General features: G+C 57.4%; 17 protein-coding genes, 2 tRNA genes and 1 riboswitch. Of the genes, 4 read left to right on the top strand and 15 right to left on the bottom strand.

The window, feature by feature from the left end:
* Positions 1–48: 48 nt before the first annotated feature.
* The 4 genes from FUU19_RS15840 to FUU19_RS15855 all read right to left on the bottom strand — a co-directional run bounded on the left by FUU19_RS15840 (position 49) and on the right by FUU19_RS15855 (position 3,875).
* Complete coding sequence (locus FUU19_RS15840) at positions 49–573, bottom strand: Hcp family type VI secretion system effector (protein ID WP_004935369.1); 525 nt, start codon at positions 571–573, stop codon at positions 49–51.
* A gap of 231 nt (positions 574–804) precedes the next feature.
* A complete protein-coding gene (gene tssC / locus FUU19_RS15845) occupies positions 805–2,331 on the bottom strand; it encodes a type VI secretion system contractile sheath large subunit (protein WP_019456177.1) in 1,527 nt (508 codons plus the stop codon).
* Positions 2,328–2,885: a type VI secretion system contractile sheath small subunit gene (gene tssB / locus FUU19_RS15850; protein WP_230490767.1), complete on the bottom strand. Its 558-nt coding sequence runs from the start codon at positions 2,883–2,885 to the stop codon at positions 2,328–2,330. The genes tssC and tssB overlap by 4 nt, the downstream gene beginning before the upstream one ends.
* Positions 2,886–2,909: 24 nt before the next feature.
* Positions 2,910–3,875, bottom strand: a complete 966-nt coding sequence (locus FUU19_RS15855; protein ID WP_197833471.1) for a type VI secretion system protein TssA — start codon at positions 3,873–3,875, stop codon at positions 2,910–2,912.
* Between the two features lie 1,679 nt (positions 3,876–5,554).
* Here FUU19_RS15855 and FUU19_RS15860 point away from each other — a divergent pair.
* Positions 5,555–5,989, top strand: a complete 435-nt coding sequence (locus FUU19_RS15860; protein WP_230490766.1) for a DoxX family protein — start codon at positions 5,555–5,557, stop codon at positions 5,987–5,989.
* A 50-nt stretch (positions 5,990–6,039) separates the two neighbouring features.
* Here the strand turns inward: FUU19_RS15860 and FUU19_RS15865 are convergent, their stop codons facing one another.
* The 6 genes from FUU19_RS15865 to FUU19_RS15890 all read right to left on the bottom strand — a co-directional run bounded on the left by FUU19_RS15865 (position 6,040) and on the right by FUU19_RS15890 (position 14,645).
* Positions 6,040–7,002, bottom strand: a complete 963-nt coding sequence (locus tag FUU19_RS15865; RefSeq protein ID WP_230490765.1) for a hypothetical protein — start codon at positions 7,000–7,002, stop codon at positions 6,040–6,042.
* Between the two features lie 272 nt (positions 7,003–7,274).
* The gene (locus tag FUU19_RS15870) at positions 7,275–7,907 is read right to left on the bottom strand and encodes an ECs1377 family protein (RefSeq protein ID WP_141967904.1); all 633 of its coding nucleotides are present in this window, start codon (positions 7,905–7,907) and stop codon (positions 7,275–7,277) included.
* Between the two features lie 162 nt (positions 7,908–8,069).
* Positions 8,070–9,704: a cyclic peptide export ABC transporter gene (locus tag FUU19_RS15875; protein ID WP_230490764.1), complete on the bottom strand. Its 1,635-nt coding sequence runs from the start codon at positions 9,702–9,704 to the stop codon at positions 8,070–8,072.
* An 11-nt stretch (positions 9,705–9,715) separates the two neighbouring features.
* Positions 9,716–11,701: a Fe(3+)-hydroxamate ABC transporter permease FhuB gene (gene fhuB, locus FUU19_RS15880; protein ID WP_230507204.1), complete on the bottom strand. Its 1,986-nt coding sequence runs from the start codon at positions 11,699–11,701 to the stop codon at positions 9,716–9,718.
* On the bottom strand, positions 11,694–12,533 hold the full coding sequence (locus tag FUU19_RS15885) for an iron-siderophore ABC transporter substrate-binding protein (protein WP_230490762.1): 840 nt from the start codon (positions 12,531–12,533) through the stop codon (positions 11,694–11,696). Before FUU19_RS15885 ends, fhuB begins: the two co-directional genes overlap by 8 nt.
* A 21-nt stretch (positions 12,534–12,554) precedes the next feature.
* Positions 12,555–14,645: a TonB-dependent siderophore receptor gene (locus tag FUU19_RS15890; RefSeq protein WP_230507246.1), complete on the bottom strand. Its 2,091-nt coding sequence runs from the start codon at positions 14,643–14,645 to the stop codon at positions 12,555–12,557.
* A 219-nt stretch (positions 14,646–14,864) separates the two neighbouring features.
* Between FUU19_RS15890 and FUU19_RS15895 the strand changes: the two genes are divergently transcribed.
* Entirely contained in the window at positions 14,865–15,614 is a 750-nt protein-coding gene (locus tag FUU19_RS15895) for an AraC family transcriptional regulator (RefSeq protein WP_141967896.1), read from the top strand.
* A gap of 159 nt (positions 15,615–15,773) precedes the next feature.
* On the opposite strand, the gene FUU19_RS15900 is transcribed toward FUU19_RS15895, so the two are convergent.
* Positions 15,774–15,863: transfer RNA gene (locus FUU19_RS15900), tRNA-Ser, on the bottom strand.
* Positions 15,864–15,955: 92 nt separating this feature from the next.
* Here FUU19_RS15900 and mtfA point away from each other — a divergent pair.
* Positions 15,956–16,756 (top strand): DgsA anti-repressor MtfA, encoded by an 801-nt coding sequence (gene mtfA / locus FUU19_RS15905; RefSeq protein WP_063990435.1) that lies wholly within the window; start codon positions 15,956–15,958, stop codon positions 16,754–16,756.
* 99 nt (positions 16,757–16,855) lie between these two features.
* Positions 16,856–16,931, top strand: a tRNA-Asn gene (locus tag FUU19_RS15910).
* 54 nt (positions 16,932–16,985) lie between these two features.
* Here FUU19_RS15910 and gap read toward each other — a convergent pair.
* From gap to FUU19_RS15930, 4 genes are all read right to left on the bottom strand, one after another.
* Complete coding sequence (gene gap / locus FUU19_RS15915) at positions 16,986–17,996, bottom strand: type I glyceraldehyde-3-phosphate dehydrogenase (RefSeq protein WP_025303396.1); 1,011 nt, start codon at positions 17,994–17,996, stop codon at positions 16,986–16,988.
* Positions 17,997–18,073: 77 nt separating this feature from the next.
* Complete coding sequence (locus FUU19_RS15920; protein WP_197833467.1) at positions 18,074–19,048, bottom strand: GlxA family transcriptional regulator; 975 nt, start codon at positions 19,046–19,048, stop codon at positions 18,074–18,076.
* Positions 19,049–19,174: 126 nt separating this feature from the next.
* Complete coding sequence (locus FUU19_RS15925) at positions 19,175–19,909, bottom strand: SDR family NAD(P)-dependent oxidoreductase (protein WP_141998444.1); 735 nt, start codon at positions 19,907–19,909, stop codon at positions 19,175–19,177.
* Between the two features lie 13 nt (positions 19,910–19,922).
* The gene (locus FUU19_RS15930; protein WP_141967888.1) at positions 19,923–20,945 is read right to left on the bottom strand and encodes an LLM class flavin-dependent oxidoreductase; all 1,023 of its coding nucleotides are present in this window, start codon (positions 20,943–20,945) and stop codon (positions 19,923–19,925) included.
* 150 nt (positions 20,946–21,095) lie between these two features.
* Positions 21,096–21,198: riboswitch (TPP riboswitch) on the top strand.
* Positions 21,199–21,243: the final 45 nt, after the last annotated feature.

Genomic DNA, 21,243 nt, shown 5'->3' on the forward strand with positions numbered 1-21,243 from the left:
CAAGATCTGCGGGCAGACGGCCTGCAATAAGTGTTACGACATCAATGATCAGATGCGGGCGTTAAGCTTGAGGTCATACCCCGTCTTAATCACCGCACCCATGGAGCCATCGTTGTTTTGCTCTTTGTACTCAACTTCGATACGTGCGAAATTCAGCTTGATAACATCGGTGGGCAGCACGGTATCGATTTCAGTACCGATGGTGGAGTTCAGCGGCATATTACCCACGGTCTTGAATGAGGAAACCAGGCAGTTACTGAAGGTCACGGCAATAAAATCTTGCTGACCCTGGCCTGATTTACGGCAAACAAGTTTTGCCTGAGGAATATGCTCGCCGGTGGCGCACATCAGAAACAGCTTCGGCGAAGCCTTATTGCTTACCATACGGAATTCAAAGTCTTTCATTTCGACTTTGCCGGAACCACCGCCGCTGCCGAATCCCCAGCGCCCGGCATTTTCCTCCGCCCATTGCCAGGCTTGCAGCTGAATCCATCCCGGATAAGTTTGGTCAGGGGATTCACCGTCAACACCTTCAATCTTCAAAAAATAGTCTACTAAAGCTTTAGTGCTCATTTTTGTCTCCTTGACTGATAGGTCCTACTACGTTAATTGAAATGTCTACTCAGATAAGTCGTTATATTGCCTACGCAATCATTGAAATAGCGACAATGGGAACCCGTTAGCCATTAATCAATAGCCATGACGCAGAGAATAACGCCGCTAAATTTCAATGAAATATCAATTCTCACCCACGCCATTTAATAATTAACGTCGGCAATATCCAAACCAATGACCAGCCGTGACTTATCTGCTCCCATCTTTTTTGGCTGACGGAAGTTTTGATACCAATCGCAAGGACACGGTCATGCCTTCCAATTGGTAATGCGGGCGCAAATAGAAATGTGCGCGGTAATAACCCGGATCGTCTTCAACATCCTCAACGCGAACTTCGGCGGCGGCCAATGGGCGGCGCGCTTTCGTCGCTTCCGTCGACACGGAAGGATCGCCATCCACGTAATTCATCAGCCAGTCATTCAGCCACAGCTGCATATCGTCTCTGGAACGGAAAGAACCGATTTTGTCGCGTACGATACATTTCAAATAGTGCGCAAAGCGGCACGTGGCGAAAATATACGGCAACCGGGAGGAAAGCTTGGCGTTGGCCGTCGCATCCGGATCTTCATATTTCGCCGGGGCATGCATGGTGCAAGAACCGATAAAGGCAGCGAAATCAGAATGTTTGCGATACACCAAAGGCAAGAACCCGGCGTCTGACAGCTCTTGCTCGCGCCGATCGGAAATGGCGACCTCCGTCGGGCACGTCAGCTCATAACCGCCCTCATCGGAAGGGAACGCATAGGCGGGCAGTTCCTCCACCGAGCCGCCGGATTCGATGCCGCGGATTTTCGAACACCAGCCGTACTCATGGAAGGCGCGGTTGATGTTGACGCCCATCGCATACGCCGAGTTGGCCCAGGAGAAATCATCATCCATATCCGGCCTGACGGCCTCCTCGAAAGCGAACTCTTCGATCGGGTTGGTCTTTGCGCCGTAAGGCAAACGCGACAGGAAACGCGGCATGGTCAGCACCAGATAACGCGAATCGTTGCTTTCGCGCAGGCGGCGCCAGGAAGCGTATTCCGGCGTGGTGAAAATCTTGCCGATATCCCGCGGGTTGCCCAGTTCGTTCCACTTGCTCATTTGCAGCAGCGACGGCGAAGCGGCGGAGATGAACGGACAGTGCGAGGCGGCGGAAATTTTCGCTAGCTCCGTCAGCAGCGTCACGCTCATCGGGCTGTGATCAAACTCAAAATCGCCGATGATGCAGCCGAACGGCTCGCCACCAAACTGGCCATACTCTTGTTCATAAATTTGTTTGAACACCGGGCTTTGATCCCAGGCCGATCCTCGATAGCGTCGCAAATTGCGCGTCAGCTCATCCTGACTGATGTTCAATACCCGAATCTTCAGCGTTTCGCTGACGTTGGTATTGTCGACCAGATAACTCAGACCTTGCCAGGCGGACTCCAGCTTCTGGAACTCCTTATGGTGCAAGATATTGTTCATCTGCTGCGAAAGCTGCTCATCGATCTGGGCGATCAGCGATTCAATGGTCAATACGACATCCTGGCTGACCTTGACCTTGCCCTGGTTGGCATATTCGGACAGCGTGCCGATGGCCCGACGAACCGCTTCTGAGGCCTCGTTCGTTCTGGGCCGGAACGAACGCTTGAGCAGACCGTCAAGCTCGTTTTCCGTTTCCTGCGTTTCAACTTCAGCGACTGCCGTTGCCTGCTGTTTAGCTGAATAGCGTCGTTGCCTCGCTCTCATTCCTCATCTCCTTTATTGCCCGAATCCTGCGCATCCTGTTCCGCATCCGCGACCGTTTTACGTGCATCCGTCACCAAACGATGCAGAAAATCGGGCTTCTCCAGCAGATTCTTCACCACCTCTTCCGCGCTGGATTTACCGTCCATATACGTGATGAGTTCCGTGAGATGTTCCCGGGCCTCCAGCAGGCGTTGCATCTGCGGAACCCGTTTGGCGATGGCGCCGGGCGAAAAATCCTCCATCGATTCAAACTCTAATTCCACATCCAACAGCGCATCGTCCTCACTCAGCGTATTCTCCACGTAAAATTGAAGACGAGGTTTAATGGCGCGCATGCGGTCGTTGAAATTGTCCTGATCAAACGTCAGGAATTTCCGCTCTTCGATCGGCAGCAAAGGCTTTTTCCGATGCCCAGAGAGATCGGACATGACCCCCGTGACGAAAGGTAACTCTACTTTCTTTTGTGAACCGTAGAGCTCTACGTCATATTCAATTTGCACGCGGGGCGCGTTATTTTTACCGATAAATTTCTGAGAGCTTGAGTCCTTAGCCATTGGAAAACTCCTTTGTGAGAAAAATTACTTCCCGGACAATTGATTTAACGAGGCCAGAGATTCCGGCAAAAGCTCCTCAACAATCGTCGCGAAGTCCATACCGATCATTTTTTGCGAACGTCGAATAAGAATGGGGGCCGGATGGCTGGGCTCATAGTTTTGGAAGTAGTCCAAAACCTGGTCCAACAGCAAGATGACATCCTGCCGGGAACGGATATATTTGCCAGGCAGCGTGGCCGGCGCCTCCGCCGCTTCCGCGTCGGCCGGCGCAGCGCCGATCTCCTCCGGCAATTCCTGCTGTTCGAGAGAGAGCAATTGGCGGCTGAAGAGCGCTAAATAGTCGCGTACCTGGCGGCAGTCCAGCCGGTAATCTTCAGCCTGCAGGTTGGCGTAGTTTTCCACGCGCTCCAGGGCGTCGATTCCCTGCGACAGCTGTTCTTTTAATGACGGCATATTTCTGCCGGCAAAATAGCTGTCAGCCTGCCCCAACACCTTCACCACTTCCGAAAAGTGCAGGCTTTTGCCTTCCTGCTCGTCAATTCGCATATTGAGCAGTTCATCGGTGGTTAACGGCGTGTCGGGGAAGATCTTACTGTTTTTGATTTCGTGCAGGCAGGACGAGGTGGCGAGCCAGCCTAATGCGGCAGCGTGAAAACTGTCCGCCGCCGGCTCCATATCGGCCTGAGGGAATATAGTGCTCCCCTCTTCGGCATATTTGCCGTCGATAGTCGTGATGCCTTGATAGACAGCCGAAAAACCATCGATATGAAGATTAGCGCGCATAAACCACAGCACGACATGCAAATCGAAGCACTGTTCAAGCAAGGCGGCAGATTGCTCGCGAATAGCATGCCAATTGATATCGCGTGCATTGTCCACGGCATTCAGCGGATCGGTTTGGCTATCGAATTCCGATAACGTGAATTCAATTTCACTGTATCGAGGGTCAAATTCGACGCCGTTAACTGCTGTTGAGATGACTTCATTCATGGCCTGATATCCTTTTCATCAGCACTACAAACATAAAGCCTATAAACATGGGCTTTTACATTCGCCAGTCTTTCCCAGAGTCCTTTTAGCGTAATTAGTCGTCACCAAGCCCGCAAATTGTTTAGATGTATTAATATTAACAACAATAATAGATTAAACCTATCAATAAAAACCCAGTGATCGGTTTAAACTATTTTACATTTACGTATTTATTTTTTCATTTTAAAATCAATAACTTGCAAACAATAATTATGCAAGCTAATAATAGGAAAAAAATCAAAAAATGCCGTAAAAACAACGTTTCTCTGTTGGTAGGACAATTCCAATAAAACACCTGAATATAAATAATTTATTAAACAAATGATAACTACAGTAAATAGTGAAATTTTTTCATAAAACCATGACAGTCATTCGTTTCTTGCGAGCGGGCAGCACGCAATGATCATGAGAACACGATGACAGTGTGACTTTCATTTCCAGCACTCAGTACTTACAAATGCGAAACCTGGTGTGAAAATAAACAATTTGGCGAGAGTTTTGATTATTAATTTTAAAGCTTAGGTTCTGAGTTAACATTCCGCCGTGGCGCACCTAACGCGGTATTGACGCGCAAACAGCTGGGTTGATAAAGCACATTTTTTATAGTTAACCCAGGGTAATGATCAGATTAACTTAAGATTCACCCCTCCCATTCACCGACGTATTCTTTTACGTCCGGCCAGCACTGAGTCAGCATCTAAAAAATCGCTGGGTTCGATAAAGTGGTATAAATAATATCACTTCACCTGCCGGCAAAATAACCACTTCAACCTTACGGCAGCGATAACCCCGTTATGGCCAGCGATCCACTCCATGCTCAAAGGATGTTTTCCTAACTGATAAGACCACTAATTTGATACTAGCAAAGCCAAAACCAATATCAAGGGAAATTATTATTTTTTTAATAAAAAATTAACAAATTAATATACAAATACCAAACAATTCAGTAACTTGAAAAATCAGTAATTCTATTATTTTTGGTCTGGTAAAAATAGTTCACCAAAGTTTACAGCCGATCATAATGCCACTCATAAAATCAGTCGGAATCTCTTCACCGTTGAATTCACATCAAAAAAAAAGGGAAAAACCGGAAATAAAAGCAGCATGCGACATTCCTTCCCACAGGATCAACTTTCGCAAAACAAAATAAGCAAGATAATTCCCAATAAGATGGCGAAAAAGAACCGCTAATTAGTTAGCGGTTCAAAATAAAAACAACATTAACCCTATAGAGTTACACCACACGCGCGTCGTCGATTTTTATTAAGGAAAAAAACCTTATTGATCTTTATGTTGCCGCCATCCTCACACAGTGATGCAGCCGCAACTCCGGGGGCAAAAAACAGACATAAAAGGAATGTGCCGCAGCATAACCAGGTAACGCATGAAAACGGCCCAGAGACTTTTTTTACCCTACGTTCAGCCGGTGTGAGAATGTTATTCCGGGTGAAAAAGCTGAACGCAACCTCCCCTCCCTCCTTGAACGTGCGTTCCCTGAGAGAGCCGCCGCCTTTCAGCTATGCCTCCACCTCACGCGAAAAGTCGGTGCGAAGCCCACCGTTTTACTGATCCAGGACATCTTTCGCATTCACCTGGCTGGTACATTGATTGAAAATCATTCCTATTCAGGAGAAAAGGCCATGGTTAAGTCACTGAATGCGGCATTCATTCGTCTTTTTGATCGCCCGGACGCCGGCAAGTTGGCGCTCAGATTGACCTTCGGCGGGCTGATGCTGTTTCACGGCGTAGCGAAAATTCAGCATGGCGTCGGCTGGATCGCCGGCGCGCTGCAGGAACAGGGGCTGCCCGCCTTTATCGCCTATGGCGTGTATGTGGGCGAGATCCTGGCGCCGATACTGATCATTTTGGGGCTGTTCACCCGCCCCGCCGCACTGGTTTACGCCATTACGCTGGTGGTGGCATTCCTGATGGTGGGCACCGGCAAGGTATTCACCGTCACCGACGTCGGCGCCTGGGGCATTGAAAACGAACTGGTGTTCTTTATGGGCGGGCTCGCTATCCTGCTGCTGGGCAGCGGGAAATACGCGATTGCGCGCAATGAAGCCTATCGATAAGCGGTAGCATTAATAAGGAGGTTCTTGGTTTGAACCTCCTTTTTGCACGCTTAAGGTTTGGTGAGCAGCGTGTTCCCCATGAAAGACAATAAGGCGGTCGATTCGGGGAAGGCCGCGCGGTTCTCGGTGACCTCGCGATCAAACCGCCAGTTCATGATATAAACCACGGGCGCAGTCGGATATTGATTAATGAAATCCCAATACAGTTGAATTTGCGCATGCAATTGCTGGTCGTTCATTCCTAACGACGCCGTAGAAGGCGGTACCAACACCCACTTTTGTCCGGCTGCGCTTATTGGCGCCAGGCGATTGTAGGTACTCCACATATCCGCCACCGACCAGTTGTAGTTATCCACCCCAACCCAATCGGGCGTGCTTTTTACGTTGGTCGGGCACGCGGTCGCGGGTGCGCCCTGCTGTATTTCACGGATCCATTCGGGGTTGTTGGCATGCCGGTAGGACAAGATGGTGTAGACAGGGATCGCGATCCCATACTGCTGCATGGCCTGCCGCAGGGTGCAAACATAGCTGGAGTATTGGTAAGCGTCATATTTCCCTGCGGTCTGTAGGGCAGGAACGTCGAACGGTTCATCGATAAAATAAATGGCGCCGGGCTTATATTTAGCTTCGGCGATCTTCTTGACCACCGTCCAGATAGCGTTCCAGGAACCTGCTGCCTGACAGCTGCTGTTCGAGACCGCCCCAGGGCAGATATCGATAAACGGCGATCCCGATACCGCCCCCGATCCAGCCTGAATATTCACGGCGCAGGTCTCCCCGGCACAAACGGGCAGATTAAGGCTTGCCATCGTGTGCACCACATTCAGATTGGTCATACTGAAGCCGGTGTCGGTAATCGCCTTAAGCGCTTCTGTGGCGCTGAAAGACGGCGTGGCGGTTTCATAAAAATCCAGCCAGTCATAGCCGTAATACTTGATATTGGCGTTGGGGCCCGCTGCCAACGCGTTGGCGCCGATCAGGCACCAGCACAGCAGTGCAAAACGTTTCAACATACTCTTCTCCTTCAAACCCTCATCGATGTTAGCCAAAGGCGGGCGGCAAAGGTGCCGCCGACCGGAAACACCATCGTGGCACCGGCTATCGGCGGAGGCCCGTCGTTTGCGTTGTGCTGCGACAGAACGAACACGGTTCAGGTTTGAGGAATATGTCACGTCGGTTTGCTTGCCGAGCGGCGAGAAGATGTGGGTAAAAAAGAACCGTAGAAGGGCCCGGCAAAGCCCGGCGGGAATCAAGCTTCATAGTCTGAACCGCCGGCTATCGATCATTAGCTCTCGGCCAGGCGGTACACAGGAACCTTGCGCGTCGTGCCGGTCAGGGTGTCGAAGATCTCCGTTTCCGCCGTCACGATCGCCATGCCGGATTTTCTTAGCCTGCGCACCTCGGCGGCAATGCGCTGGATGCCGAACCAGAACAGACCGTCCAGCGCCGTGATCCGCAGCCCTTGCTCCAGCGCCAGCTTAAGCCGCTCCCGCGGTGCCTTGAGCGTTTTGGCGATTTCCCGGTAAGGCAGCGCATCCACGCCCGACGCAGATGTTCGGTGAATACGGGTCGACATGCTGTACTGAAAGGCCTCCGGCACGCCGCTCAAATCGCTTTTCAAGCTGTAGACGCAGCCGAAACGCTTGCCGTTGAACACCACATTCTTCTGGCTGAGCGGCAGCTCATCCCGAATTCCGGCGATCAGCTGCGGCGCCCTGACCAGCAATAACCGGAAAGGCAATTCGAAACTGGTTACGTAGTCCACGTTGAGCAGCGCAATGCGCAGACGCTCCTCCGCCCCGGCCTGCGTCTCGCGGCACTCGTTCAGCACCTCGCTCCACTGGTGCGCGAGCCGCGGGGCCTCATCCAGCGGCGCGAAATGGTATTTCTCGATGTGATAGTCGATTTTTTCGTTCATGCCCGTTGGCCCCCGCGTCAGTCATCATTGCCATCAGCAAATTACCTTACCTGCGGGCAACAGTACACTATCACCGCATTCACTTTCCTGAGGAAAGCCGGGGCGAATCATCAAGCATGAGGGAAAAAAGCCAAATATCGTGCTGGGTGAAAACGATGAGCATCATGACGGCACGCCGCGCGTCGATGGGACCACCTGCCCCGATTCCAGCTTGATGATGCGATCCGCCAGGTAGAAATAGCGATCGTCGTGAGTAATCGCGATGACCGTTTTGCCTTCGGCCTTCAGCATCGGCAAGAGTTCAAGGTAAAACACCGCCTTAAACTCAGGATCCTGATCGGCGGCCCACTCATCAAACAGATAAACCGGGCGCTCTTCCAACCACGCCTGCAGTAAAGCCAGCCGTTTTCGCTGCCCCTGAGAGAGCGCGATTGTTGAAAAACGGCCGTGGGCAAAACTGACTTTATGGCTTAACTTCAGCAGGCGCAGCAGATGTTCGACCTGCTTTTGCGTGCGCTCAGTGACGAACGCCACATCGTCAAAAAGAAAGAAGTCGTTGAACACCACCGAAAAATGCCGACGGTATATTTCCAGAAGATCGTCGCTGACCGGCTCGCCGTTAAGCAAAATCGCGCCGTTATCAGGCGGGTAAATTCCCACCAGCAGATTCGCCAACGTCGTCTTGCCGCTGCCGTTGCCACCGACGATAAAAATGAGTTCACCGGGCGCAATGTGCATATTCAGCGGGCCAAGGGTGAAATGCTCCCCTTCTTCGTTCTGATATTGGTAACGGACATTATCCAACGCCAACGAAGCAAAAGGGGGTGGCGTAAAATGGCGCTGTGGAACTTCGGGCCTGAGTTGCGCGCGCAGCGACTGTACCCGCTGCATGGCCACCCGCGCGCCGGCTAGTGTGGGCAGCGCGGATAACAGCCCTTCGACCGGCACAATCATATACAGAAACACCATGATATAGCCGGTAAGCGCCCGTTCGTCCAAAGCCAGCCCGTCACGCAAGCTGAACAACACCAGGCCGATGAAAGCGAAAAACAGCGCGCTTCCCCAACTGCTCGCCAAACCGTACAACACGTAACCGCGGGTTCTCTCTCGGCGAACCGCGTCAATATTCTGCGCCAGTTCACCGCTGACGAATTGACGACGGCGCACCGCGTTCAGCCGAAACTCCCTCGCACCGTCAAACAATTTTTTGCATTGCTGAATCAGCGTATCTTCGCGCTGACGCGATCGGCGCAACAAACGCATCGCGGGGCCGTGCGCGGCGCGGTAGCCCAGGCTGCCGCAGACAATCACCGCCAATGCCAGCGCCAGTACGCTCAATGACAGGCTGCCAAGGTAAACCAGGCAGCCAACGATAACGGCGCCGAAAATCAGCAGATTGGGCAGATTGACGAAAAACACCACCAGCGTATCGAGATCCTGTGTCAGCACCGACAGCGTTCTTGCCATCCCCGCTTTCTCCAACAGCAGCCAGCGCGTTTCGCTGACGTCTTGCACCAGCTCGCTGCGCAAGCGCGCCTTCACCTTTTGTCCCAGCGCCATAAACGTGGTTTGAGAAACCACGCGCGTCGCCAGCATCAACAGCGTCAGTAACGCAAAATCGCCTCCCGGACTCAGCCATGACGCCTCATTGGATTGCGTCAGACCATGATTGATCATCGCCAGCAAAGAGGCATTGCACAGCCCGCTGACGACACCGGCGACCACGGCGAGCAGTAGCCAACCGTGCACCATACGAAACAACATCATTAATACCGACATGCCGAATTCCTTGCTCATACTCACACTTTTTATGGTTTTGACCGGGCTGTCTTATTACGAATTAACGGCCATACCAGCAGAGGGACACCGATCAGCGACGCCACCAACCCGACCGGCAGCTGGCGCGGGTAGAGCGCATTGCGCCCCAGCCAGTCGGCAACGGTCATGATGGCGGATGACAACAGCGCGGCGGTGTAGAGCTGCATCAGCGGCCCTTTCGCGCCCATCTTGCGCGCCAGATGCGGCCCCAGTAGGCCGATGAAAGACACCGGGCCGACCAGTAACGTCGCCAGCCCGGTCATGACGGCCGCCATAGCCAGCACGCTGAAACGTGCGCGCGGCAAGGGCACACCGAGCGCGCCGGCGACGTTGCCCATAGGCAACAGCACCAGCCAGCGGCGGAACAGCGGCATCAGCGCCAGGAGAACCAGCGTGATGACAAACACGCCTTCGGCCAACGACGCGCCGACGTAATAGGTACTGCCCGTCATCAGCGGCAACAACACCGCACTTGCGGCAAGATTGTTGAGCATCACGATGCTGACCGCTGCCTGGCATAGCGCATTCAGCGCCAAACCATTGAGCAATACCCGCTGCGGATTAAAGTCACTTCGACGGCTGTTCCACAACGTCAGCAACAGGCTTATCAACGCGCCCCCCAGGCTACTCACCAACAGCCAGCCACTGCCGCCAGCGGGAAGCAAAAACACAAAGGCCGTAACGCCCATGGCCGCGCCACCGCCAATACCCAGCACTTCTGGGCTGGCGAGCGGGTTCCCGCTCACCCGCTGCATCAACACGCCGGCCCCCGCCAGCAGCGCACCGGCGCTCATCGCCGCCAGCAGTCGTGGCAACCGCAATGGCAGCAGGTTCGCCAGCTCCCCTCTTTCCGCCCAGTGCCAATGCTGCAGTCCATGACCGAAACATAAAGAGACCACGATCCCCGCAGCCAGAATGCCGGCCGACAACCAGATGAACCGTTGTTGATGCGAGGTCTGCGACACCGGCAACGGCGGCGTAAGATCGATGCTTTGCTGTCGTGCAAAACGCGCCAGCAGCATCAGCAACGGGCCGCCGGTAAGGGCGGTCAGCATGCCGACGGGCAGCAGCTGGCCGCTCTCCAGCGACACGCGAGAGACGCAAAGATCGGTCAGCCACAGGAGACCCGCACCGATGAGCGCCGTATGCAACACCATTTGCCGGGATGTTCGCGTGCCGCCAAAGCGCGCCAGATGAGGCGCTGCGAGCCCCAAAAAACCGATGACGCCGACTGCGTTAATGATGAGGGCGCTCATGGTCAGCGCCAGCAGCACCGCGGCGGCGCGGATGCGCACCGGCGATGCGCCGAGGCTGCTGACCACGGTTTCCGGCAGTTGCAGCAGTTCAAGCGGGCGTAGCAAGAACAACAGGCCCACTACGCAGACGGCGAGCCACGGCAACATCCGCAGCAGAATTTGCCCGTCTTCCACCGCCAGCGAACCGCCTCCCCACATCAGCACCTGAAGTAAAAAGCGATCGTTGATAATGGCGATCAACAAGGTCAGCGCCCCGCACCACAAATTGATCATGATGCCCGCCTGCACCATCGCCAGCGGCGACATCCGCTGACGCCAGCTGAGCGCCAGCACGCACGCCAGCGCCGCAATCTCACCGGCAATCACCACGGCGGTGCGCGCGCCGACCAGCAGCGACGGCAACCACAACGACGCCAGCCCCATCGCCAACGTCGCCCCGGCGGTCATGCCGAGCGTCATCGGCTCCGCCAACGGGTTGCGCAACGCACGCTGCATTAACCAGCCGCACAGCCCCAGCGTCGCGCCCCCCACCATCGCCATACCCTGACGCGGCAACCACATGCTATGCAGGATAATGGCCGTCGGATCGAGATTATGCTCGGAGAACAACGCGACAATGCCGCCCTGCCGATGAATATCGGCCAGCGCCAACGGCAACGACGTCAGCCACAACGCGGCGATTACCCCCCAGGAAAGACGGCGGGAAAAAGATTCATGCATCACGCCACCTCATCATCATCCCGGTAAAAATATCGGCAAAGCGCCCGGCGGTAATCAGGGCGCCGGCATCGCTGATGTTTTCTTCTATCAGGTTCAGGTTGCGCGCAGAGGTCAGCGGCAGACGTTGCCACAGCGGGCTTTGGCGCCATTGAGACACCAACTCCCGCTGTTCGTCAGGCGTCAACAGCATCAGCCGCGCATTCAGATCGCCGATGCGGGTCAGCTCCACCAGCACGCTACCTTCGGCTCCCGCGCCGCCCTGCCATCCGTTGCGCAGTCCGCAGGCAGCCAATACGTCACCGGGAAGGCTGCCTGCGGTGTATACCCGCAGGTGCAGCGCATCTACCGGGGCGGCGAGCAGCGCCGGACGTTCAACCTGCCGCGCCAGCAGCGAGGCGCGGCTCAGCTTGTCGTTCAGGCTGGCCAATATCTGCGCGGCCTGAGGCTGCCGCTGAAGCCGTTCGCCCAATTGCCGGGCGGCGCTGATGAGTTCCGCCAGCCCATGAGCCGGCAGCGCGATCGTCGGCGCGATGCGTTCAAGCGCCGGCTTCAGCAACGCATGCTGCGGCGTGATGACAATCGCGTCCGGCCGCAGTGCGTACAGCGTTTCCAGATTGGGCTGGAACAGCAGGCCAAGATCCAACGCCGATGCAGGCAGCGCAGGCGTCGGGATCAGCTTGCGATACCAATCCGGCGCCGAGACGCCCGCCGGAGTCACCCCCAGCGCCAACAGAATTTCCGTCAGTCCCCAATCCAACACGGCCAGCTTTTGCGGCGGCCGGCCGGCGTCGGCCCGCGCATAAAGCGGGGCCAACAGGAGAGCGGTCAACAACCTGCGTCGTGACAGCATCGGTCACCACTTATAGCTGAGGGTCGCGATGTACTGGCGTTTCAGCGCATACTCGCAGCCATTGTTGGAGCAGGAAGCCAGGTAGGTTTTGTTGCCGAGATTGGCGGCATTCAGCGCCAGCTGCCATTGGCGCCACTGATAGCCGACGCGCGCATCGTAGACCGTGGCCGCCGGCACCTTCAGGCCGTTGTCCGTGGTGGCGTAGCTGGTGCCGACATAGCGCACGCCGCCGCCCAGCGTCACACCGTCAAGCGCACCGTCGAAGGCATACTGGCTCCAGAGCTTGGCGGTATTGCGCGCAATGCCCACCGGACGCTTGCCCTGCGTATCGTCGTTGGCACTCAGTACTTTCGGATCGGTCAGGTTGTACGACGCCAGCACCGACCACGCCGGCGTGATATTGATGCGGCCATCAAGCTCAACCCCGCGCGAGCGCACTTCGCCGGTCTGCACGCTGAAGTTCGGGTGATCGGGATCGGCGGTCGCCACGTTGGTTTCCCGCAGGTCGTACAACGCCAGGGTAAACAAGGCATCCAGCCCGACCGGATCGTATTTCAACCCCACTTCCGTCTGCTTGCCTTCGGTCGGTTTAAAGGCGTGGCCGTAAAAGTCATTGCTGCTGCTCGGCACAAACGACGTGGAATAGCTGATGTAAGGCGCCAATCCGTTATCGAAGTGGTACAGCAGCCCGGCGCGCCCGGTCGTTGCATAGTCATTGCGCTCGGTACGAGCGTCGTTCAGCAGATCGATACTTTTGGTTTTCGCCGCGTCGTAACGGCCGGCCAGGTTCAGGATCCAGCTCCCCAGTTCGAGTTGGTCCTGGAGATAGAGCCCGGTTTGATCGAGCGTATTGTGCGTACTGCTATCGAGCGGCGGTATGGCCACCGGCACGCTATAGTCCGGGTTGAGGAAGTTAATCGGGCTGGCGTCGCCGTAGCCCGACTGGCTGCGCACCGAGGTATGCATGCGATCAATCCCGGTCAGCAACGTATGTTTCACCCGACCGGTATCAAAGTGGAATTCAGCCTGGTTATCCACCGCGAAGTTGGTCATGCTCTCCTTCAGGTTCATCGAATAGCGATCGATGAGCGGCGCATCCGCATGCACACCCCATGGATAGACCATCAGATAGTCGCCGGTGCTGCTGAGGTAACGCAGATTCTGGCGGAAAGTCACCGTATCGTTGAAATCGTGCCGGAACTGGTAACCAATGCTGCCCTGCTGGCGTTCGTACTTGTCGAAGCCCGGCTGGCCACCATAAAAACGGGTCGAGATGTGGCCGTACGGGTTGGGCGTCAAGGTGCCGGAAAGCGGCATCTGGTTGTAGAATCCGCTGTCCGGATCTTTGCGCAGCTGCGAAATAATCGTCAGGCTGGTGTGCGCATCCGGCTGCCACGTCAGCGACGGCGCGATGTCATAATGCTGATAGCGGGTGTGATCGACCTGGGTTTCGGTATCAAAAAAGGTCCCCGCCACGCGCCCCAACAGCGTGCCGTTATCGTTCAGCGGCCCGGTGGCGTCGACGCCGGCGCCAAACTGGTTTTCGTTGCCCGCGCTGACATACACCTCACCGGACGGGGTCGCCTGCGGCGTTTTGCTGACCAGGTTGACGATCCCGCCGGGATTCGCCTGGCCATACAGTACCGAGGAAGGGCCTTTGACCACTTCGATACGCGACAGCAGGAACGGATCCCACGCCGGACGGCTCCACCACGCTTCGCGCGGCAGCCGCAGGCCATCAAGGTATTCGTCGGCTTCAAAACCGCGCACGATGATGGTGTCGAAACGGGTATCCGGTCCGGCGCTCTCCGAGTTGACGCCGGAAACATAGCGCAGCGCTTGCGGGACGTTTTTCGCCGCTTGCGCGTCAATCTCCGCTTGCGTCACCACCGAGATGCTCTGTGAAGTGCGGCTAATTGGCTGGTTTGACTTCGTCGCGGAGGCGGCGCCGTGCGCCACCAGCGTGCTCTCGTCATCCTGATCCTGAGACGCCGCCGCGCTCACCACCAGCGTCTCTTCTTTTGTGGTATGCTGCCCGCCATCCGCGGTAAAGGCTTGCCCGCTATAGCCTGCGATTATCGTATATACCAGCACTTTCAACGGTTTTTCCCTGAAAAATTTGCCCATCTGTCTCATCGCCTTTCCGACTGTTAGTAGAATTTGATGGAAATGATAATTATTCAACTTTAAAAGAGAAGCCCGTTCATGGCAGAATGGCGCTACCGACAGTCAGGATGTCGCCAGACGGACAAACGTTGTCCGTTATCGCAGCAATAGGCACAAATGGTGAGAACCGGACAGAGGCAGGTAAACATGACATCCCATCACGCTATTGAAGGCCTGCGTCAGCTGCGCTACAGCCCCGGCAGCCAAGAGCCCGTCCATCAGCATGAGCAGGGGCAGCTGATTTTGCCGCTGCGCGGCGTGGCGAAAATCGCCACCGCGCAGCATATCTGGCTGCTCTCGCCGGGCCGCGCCATTTGGCTCCCCAGCGGCACACCGCACGGTTTGGAAGCCATCAATGACGTCGTGACGTACAACATCTACTTTACGCCGCCCTTTTCTCGCCGCTATGGCGCACGGCCTCAGGGGCTGAGCGCCACTCCCCTGTTGTATCCCCTGATTGCCGCCGGGCTTGAAAACGCCATTTCCGCCGAACGGCTTACGCTGATTCAAAATCTGCTGAGCGATGAGTTTCAACGCATGCAAAGTGGCCAACTGTGTCACGTGGCCCTGCCGAACGACCGGCGCCTGCGCCAGGTATGCGATGCTTTATGCCGCGAGTTGGGTCATGGCGAGACGCTCGCCTGGTGGGGAAAAAAGGTCGGCGCCAGCGAACGCACCCTGGCACGGCTGTTCCGCGAAGAGACCGCGTTGAGTTTTTCCGAATGGCGCCAGCAAATTCGCCTGTTGGAGGCGGTATGCAATCTGGCGCGCGGCGTGGCCGTGGGTCAACTGGCCCACGAACTGGGTTATGCCAGCCCTAGCGCGTTCATCGCCATGTTTCGCAAAAAACTGGGCGTGTCGCCGCAACGCTATATTCAAAGCGCGCTGGAAGTATGAGAGTCAGGGGAACTTCAGGTGACGGAATGCCACTATGGCGCGCGAATACGCGGAGAAAATCGGCATCAGGCAGTGGATTGTGGTTCAGTGATTTGGCGCCAGGCCAGCGCTATCTGTGATGGGGATCGTTGAAAGATTTATTCGTAAGTGATTGAATAGTGGCGGAGAGAGGGGGATTTGAACCCCCGGTAGAGTTGCCCCTACTCCAGTTTTCGAGACTGGTCCGTTCAGCCGCTCCGGCATCTCTCCTAACAACGCTTGCTATCATGCCCGCTTTTACGGCATTTTTACAGCATTAGCACACCGCTGAACGTTCAAGTGACGACTTTACGAGCAACCTGATGATTAAATGGCCGTGGAAAGCGACTCAACCCTCTCAACCCCAGGCAGACACTCAGGCCCAGTGGCAGGACGCGTTGGCGATCCCGCTGCTCTCGCCGCTGAATGAGCAGGAGCAGCAGCGGCTGGTGGCCGTTGCCGGGCAGATCTTGCAGCAAAAACGCATCGTGCCGCTGCAGGGGCTGCAGCTCACCTCGCAAATGCAGGCGCGCATCGCCCTGCTGTTCGCCTTACCAGTGCTGGAACTCGGCGCGGAGTGCCTCGACGGCTTCAACGAAATTCTGCTCTACCCCACCCCGTTCGTGGTGGAAGACGAATGGCAGGACGAAATTGGCCTGGTGCACTCGGGGCCGGTGGTGCAGTCCGGCCAAAGCTGGGAACAGGGGCCGATCGTGCTCAACTGGCAAGACGTGCAGGACTCTTTCGACCTTTCCGGTTTCAATCTGGTGATCCACGAAGCGGTGCACAAGCTGGATATGCGCAACGGCGGCGTCGCCACCGGCGTGCCGCCGATCCCACTGCGCGAGGTGGCCGCCTGGGAGCACGATCTGCACGCCGCGATGGAAAGCCTGCAGGACGAGATAGACATGGTCGGTGAAGAGGCCGCCAGCATGGATGCCTACGCCGCCACCGATGCGGCCGAGTGCTTCGCCGTGCTGTCGGAGTATTTTTTCAGTGCCCCCGAGCTGCTGGCCGAACGCTTTCCGGCGCTGTATCAGCACTTTTGCCGCTTCTACCGCCAGGATCCGCTGGCGCGCCTGCTGCGCGCCCAGGCGGAAAACGACGCGCAATGGGCTGATTGACGGGCACATTGCTCAGATACCGAGCAGTCGCACCACTCCAGGCAATTTAGCGTTGACACACCCGGGGCCGCTGGATATCATGCGCCCCGTTCACACGATTCCTCTGTAGTTCAGTCGGTAGAACGGCGGACTGTTAATCCGTATGTCACTGGTTCGAGTCCAGTCAGAGGAGCCATATTTAGAGAAGCCCGCTTAAGGAAACTTAAGCGGGCTTTTTGCTATGGGGCGTTTACAGCCCGCGTTTTTCCATCAGCAGAGCCAGATCAACCAACCGATTGGAGAAGCCCCATTCGTTGTCATACCAGGCGAGCACTTTCACCAGGTTGCCGCCGATGACCAGCGTAGACAAACCGTCGATAATCGACGAACGCGCATCGCCCCGGTAGTCGCTCGACACCAGCGGTTCATCGCTGTAGCCCAGGATCCCTTTCAGCGGGCCGGACGCCGCCGCCGCGCGGAAAGCGGCATTGATTTCCTCCACCGTCGCCGGGCGTTTCAGCGTCACCGTCAGATCGACGATCGAGACGACCGGCACCGGCACCCGCAGCGAGTAACCGGTCAACCTGCCGTCCAGATCCGGGATCACCTTGCCGAGCGCCTTGGCCGCACCGCTGGAATAAGGCACGATCGATTCCGCCGCCGCCCGCGCGCCGCGCAGATCTTTTTCCGGCTGATCGTGCAGCGCCTGGCTGTTGGTATAGGCGTGAGTAGTGTTCATCAGCCCGTATTCGATGCCGAACGCCTGATGCAGCACCTGCGCGGCGGGCGCCAACCCGTTAGTGGTACAGCTGCCGTTGCTGACCACTTTATGCAGCGCCGGATCGTAGAGCTGGTCGTTAACCCCCATGACGATGGTGATGTCGTCGTTCTTGGCCGGTGCCGAAATAATCACCCGCTTGGCGCCGCCGTGCGTGATGTGCACTTCCGCCTTGGCTTTATCGGTAAAGAAGCCCGTCGCTTCGATCACCACGTCAACGCCCACGCTGCTCCAGGGGATCTCGGCGGGATCGCGCTGCGAAAACACCTGAATCGGCCGGCCGTCCAGCAGCAGCTGGTTGTCGCCGGCTTCCACCCTGGCCGCCAACGTGCCGGAAAGCGTGTCGTATTTCAGCAGGTGCGCCAGCGTTTTGCTGTCCGTCAGATCGTTGATGGCCACCACTTCAAAATCGCTGCGCCCCAGCGCCGCGCGCAGCACGTTGCGTCCGATCCTGCCAAATCCATTAATGCCTACTCTCACCATGATGCACTCCTCGTTTTGGGCTTTGCCTCAAATCTAGCCCTGCCCCGAGGCGGCGTAAATGACGTTTACCGATCAATTTACGCCAAATTGCGCGCATGAAAGCGTTCGCGGTATTCGCTCGGGGTCAGCTGCAGTTTGCGCTCAAACACCCGCCGCAGGTTAAGGCCGTTGCCAAAGCCGGTGGCCAGGGCGATCTGCTCGATGCCTTCCACACTTTGCTCCAGACGCTGTCTGGCGGTATGCAACCGCCCTTCTTCGACGAATTTGGCGGGAGAAATGCCCGTCTCGCGGGTGAACACGCGGGTAAAGTTGCGCGGACTCATCGCCACGCGTTCGGCCAACCGATCGACGCTGAGATCGTCGGCGAGGTTTTCCAGGATCCAGGATTGCAGGTCGCGGATCGGGCCCGGCGATTTGGCCTGGTTGAGCGGGTAGCGGCTGAACTGCGCCTGCCCGCCGGGGCGACGCAGAAACATCACCAGATCCTGCGCCACTTCGCGCGCCTGCACGAAGCCGTAATCGTCCTCCACCAGCGCCAGCGTCAGATCAAAGCCGGAACTGACGCCGCCGGAGGTCCAAATCGGCCCGTCCTGCACGTAGATCGGGCCGTTTTCGACCTGCACCCGCGGGAAGCGTGCCTGCAGCGTTTCCGCCAGCCGCCAGTGAGTGGTCGCCCGCCGCCCGTCCAGCAATCCGGCTTCGGCCAGCAGCAGAGCCCCGCCGCAAACGGAAGCGATACGGCGCGTCTGTGGCGCCGCGCGGCGCAGCCAATCCGCCACCAGGGCGCCCTCTTCTTCCGTCGCCCCCTTGCCGGCAACAATGACGGTATCGCGCGGCAGGGCCGGATCGAGATCCGCCAGGCGATGATCGGCCAACAGGCTCAGCCCGGACAAGCCGTGCACCACCCGATGGGATTGCGTGGTGGCGACCGCGATCTGATACAGCGGCGTCTCGACAGGGCTCAGACGGTTAGCCTGCATCAGGATATCGGCGATGCCCGCCGCTTCGAACAGCATGCCCCCTTCAGGGACGATAATCAGGAATGTGTGCATGGCAAAAATAGAGAAAACAGTCAAAACAGGCCAGACAACCACTGTATAAGAAAAGCGCCGCGGGTTCACCCTGCGGGCATAAAAAAGCCCGCCGATAACCTCGACGGGCCAGGAAGGAATAACCATTCAAACCTGCGGCAAGCTCACCCCGCCAGCGCGCGCCAATTGCGCCAACAGCGCCGTTTGAAACGCCTCGTCGTGTACCGCCGCGTGGGGTTCGAGGCGCTGCTGATGGTGCCAATAGCCGCCGGACGCCAAGGCCTGCGGTTCATCGCTGCTCACCAGCCACGCCTGCGTCACATGCCCCAGCGCCAGATCGTCGGGCGCGTCCGCGCCGCCCATTTTTGTCGGCACCCAACCGGGATCGACCGCGCTGCTGATCACGTCAGGCCACAGGCGCGCCACGGCGGCGGCCAGCGCGGTGACGAACAGTTTGCTGTCCGAATAAGAGCCTGCGGCGCCGCCAAGCCAATCCACGCCGTTCAGTTCCGCCACGCCGTCAAAGTGCATGCTGCTGCTCAGGTAGACGATACGCGTGGGGCGTTCGATCAGGGCCGTCAGCAGATAGGGCGCTATGACGTTCACCGGCATCACCTGCGGCCCGGTAAACATGCCGGCATTGTGGATCACCGCGTCCGGACGACCGAGGCGATTGACCTGCTCGGCAAGCTGCCGGATCTGCTGTACATCGGACAGATCGCCGATCGTCGCCTGAGCGCCGCGATCCAACAGATCGCGCACCGCGTCCAGACGGCCGGGCTCACGCGCATGCAGAATCACCTGATGCCCTTCGTCCAACAGCGTTTGCGCGGCGGCGCGGCCCAGCCCGTCTACCGAACCGGTAATGAAAATGCGTGACATGCCACTCCTCCGTTTAGCGCCAGCCGAGCGCCGGCGCGACATGGGTTAAAATCGATTCGATGACGTGGGCGTTGTAATCCACGCCCAGCTGGTTAGGCACGGTCAGCAGCAGCGTATCCGCTTCGGCAATGGCCTCGTCCTGTGCCAGCTGCTTGATCAGCACGTCCGGCTCGGCGGCATAGCTGCGGCCGAAAATCGCTCGGGTCTGCGCGTCGATATACCCCAGCTGATCGCCCTCCTTGCCGCCGCCGCCGAAGTAGTTGCGATCCCGCTGGTCCACCAGCGCGAAGATGCTGCGGCTCACGGAAACCCGTGGCTCGTGCGCGTGGCCGGCCTCTTGCCAGGCGGCGCGGTAGGCGCGGATCTGCTTGGCCTGCTGGATGTGGAAGGGTTCGCCGGTCTCGTCGTTCTTGAGCGTCGAGCTTTGCAGGTGCATGCCGAGCTTCGCCGCCCAGACGGCGGTGGCATTGGAACCGGCGCCCCACCAGATGCGGTCGCGCAGCCCGGCGGAAAACGGCTCCGGCCGCAGCAGCCCGGGCGGATTCGGGAACATCGGCTGCGGATTGGGTTCGGCGAACCCTTCGCCGCGCAGCGCTTCCAGGAACACTTCGGTATGGCGGCGGGCCATGTCTGCGTCGGTCTCGCCGTCGGCCGGGGCATAGCCGAAATAGCGCCAGCCATCGATCACCTGCTCCGGCGAGCCGCGGCTGATGCCGAGCTGCAGCCGCCCGCCGGCGATCAGATCCGCCGCGCCGGCGTCTTCGACCATGTACAGCGGATTTTCATAACGCATGTCGATCACGCCGGTGCCGATCTCGATGCGTTGGGTTTTGGCGCCGATGGCGGCCAGCAGTGGGAACGGCGACCCCAGTTGGCGCGCGAAATGGTGTACGCGAAAATAGGCGCCGTCCGCCCCCAGATCTTCGGCGGCGACCGCCAGATCGATAGACTGCAGCAGCGCATCCGCCGCGGAACGGGTGCCGGACTGGGCGGAAGGCGACCAGTGGCCAAACGAGAGAAAACCAATTTTTTTCATCGGGAATCGTCCTCAAAGGCAAAATCATCGGCCTACAGTGACAAAAATCGCGCGCTCTGCGCCAGCAAAATCGCCCCCGATCGCACTAAACGAACCGATTGCCGCCGCGCCGCCCGGCGATTGTAATCAAAAAACAAATGTCGTATAACAAGCAGCTCCGAGGGGTGTCCTGTTACGGGCTGAGATGGCGCAAGCCGAACCCTTTGAACCTGATCTGGGTCATGCCAGCGAAGGGACGGTTAGGCAACAACGCTCTCACCCGTTGCCTGTTCATACCCCAGCGTGCCCGGATCTCCAC

Source organism: Serratia montpellierensis (assembly GCF_020858655.1).
GTDB classification, from domain to species: domain Bacteria; phylum Pseudomonadota; class Gammaproteobacteria; order Enterobacterales; family Enterobacteriaceae; genus Serratia; species Serratia montpellierensis.